Source organism: Elusimicrobiota bacterium (assembly GCA_018816525.1).
Classification (GTDB): domain Bacteria; phylum Elusimicrobiota; class Endomicrobiia; order CG1-02-37-114; family XYA2-FULL-39-19; genus OXYB2-FULL-48-7.
In genome coordinates this window covers 1-2,035 of record JAHIVV010000081.1, presented here as the reverse complement: position 1 = coordinate 2,035, position 2,035 = coordinate 1, and the positions used below count along the sequence as shown (strand labels likewise).

Genomic DNA, 2,035 nt, shown 5'->3' with positions numbered 1-2,035 from the left:
TGAAAGCGTTAATAATCAGCGCAGTCCGTGAAATATTATATACAGCCGCCTCTCTTGAAACCTGTTTAGGAAGTATCTGCCGGGCTTTTGCTGTGGGCAGTTCAAAAGCAGGAACACAAACTATTTGATCAAGATTTTGAGGAGGCGCAATTTTAACGCATTTTATTTCTTTGCCGATTGAATAAGAAATACATAACCCGCCGAAAATCGCAGGAGCCACGTTATCCGGGTGGCCTTCCAGTTCAGCCGCAATTTTCAGCATCTCGTCCCTGGATAATTTATTTCCACAAAGATAATTTGCCGCAAGCATACCGCCGACTCTAGCGGCTGCGCTGCTGCCTAGACCGCTGGCTAAGGGAATACGATTCAATAATTTCAAGTGCAATGCCGGCATTTTCCGGAGACAAAGGGTTTTAAAAACCCTGCTCATTGCTTTACAGATTATGTTTGTGTCGTCTTTAGGCAGTGAGTTTTCACCTTCACCCGCTATTTCAATGCTGCAAAGCAAATTTTTATTTTTAGATTCAGTTACTTCGATTTCGTTATAAAGGTTTAAAGCCATTCCAAGAACATCAAAACCCGGGCCAAAATTTGTTGTAGTTGCTGGAATTTTTACTTTAAACTTCATGCTTTTTCAACCCTTGGCGGCAGGGCCTTATTCATTTCTCTCATGGCACAGAATGAACCGCACATGGTACAGGTATCTTTGTCATGAGCCTTAGATTTTTTTCTTTCGCTTCTGAATTTATCCGGGTCGAGAGCGTTTTTTTCCTGCCGGGCCCAGTCAAGATCTTTACGCATTTTTGAAAACTCGTTATCCCACTCTTTTGCTCCCCTGATTCCTTTTGCAATGTCACCGGCATGAGCCGCTATTCTCGACGCAATTACCCCGTCATGTACATCCTTTGCGTCAGGAAGGTGTATATGTTCAGCCGGCGTAACGTAACAAAGATAATCCGCTCCGGCCGCTGAAGCAATCGCCCCGCCAATAGCCCCTGTAATATGGTCATAACCCGGCGCCACATCCGTGACTAAAGGGCCCAGAACGTAATACGGCGCGTTATAAGCCAATTGTTTTTGCAGCTTAATATGTGATGCAATATGGTTAATGGGCATATGCCCCGGGCCTTCTACAATTGTCTGAACATTTCTTTTGCGCGCTTCTTTTACCAGTTCGCCTAAAACCGTCAGTTCTCCGATTTGAGCGTCATCGTCTGCGTCAGCTGTGGCACCAGGGCGTAAACCATCCCCCAAGCTTAAAGTTACGTCATATTTGTATGCGATATCAAGCAGCCTGTCAAAATATTCATAAAGCGGATTCTCTTTGCCTGTCACAGTTATCCATTCTACCAGGAATGCACCGCCCCTGGATACAACACCGCAGATTCTTTTCTGTTTATTCAAAATCTCAACTGTTTTTTTGGTAATTCCGCAATGAACCGTAATAAAATCTACCCCGTCAGCTACCTGCTCTTCTATTACCGAAAATAATTGTTCCGCAGGCATTTGCGAAACACTTTTTTTCCTTAAAATCGTTTCACAGGCTGCCTGGTATATCGGGACTGTGCCCACCGGAATTGTGGAATACTTTATTATTTGCTGCCGGATTTTACTCAAATTGCCGCCGGTTGATAAATCCATTACCGTATCAGCTTTGGCTTTAATCGCAACTTCAAGTTTTTCAAGTTCTTTATCAAAATCTATACAATCAGGCGATGTGCCGATATTTGCATTAACTTTAGTTTTTAACCCTATACCAATCGCACAAAGTTTAAATAGCGCGCTTGGTTTACGTGTATTGTTCTTTGTTATCACAATAGACCCGGCAATCAAACCGTCCGTAATATGTTTAATACTAACGTTTTCTTTTTTTGCAATCTCTTTTATATCTTGGACTGCGGTATTACTTTTTGCCAGGTCGATTAAAGTCACAGCTTTTTTTCTCCAATGTGTATAATTTAAACCTGATTTTCTTAAATTCGGATCCTGCAGATGCTGAAAAAAGCTTCGAGTATTCTTCAAGCACCCGGAGAGC

Annotated in this window: 3 protein-coding genes; all 3 read right to left on the bottom strand. The window is 42.6% G+C overall.

Features of this window, described 5'->3' with window-relative positions:
• Positions 1 to 628 (bottom strand): homoserine kinase (gene thrB, locus KKH91_07990; protein MBU0952744.1); only part of this gene is annotated, 628 nt, incomplete at its 3' end.
• Positions 625 to 1,932: a phosphomethylpyrimidine synthase ThiC gene (gene thiC, locus KKH91_07985; GenBank protein MBU0952743.1), complete on the bottom strand. Its 1,308-nt coding sequence runs from the start codon at positions 1,930 to 1,932 to the stop codon at positions 625 to 627. The genes thrB and thiC, both read right to left, overlap by 4 nt.
• Positions 1,904 to 2,035 (bottom strand): thiamine phosphate synthase (locus KKH91_07980; GenBank protein MBU0952742.1); only part of this gene is annotated, 132 nt, incomplete at its 5' end. The genes KKH91_07980 and thiC, both read right to left, overlap by 29 nt.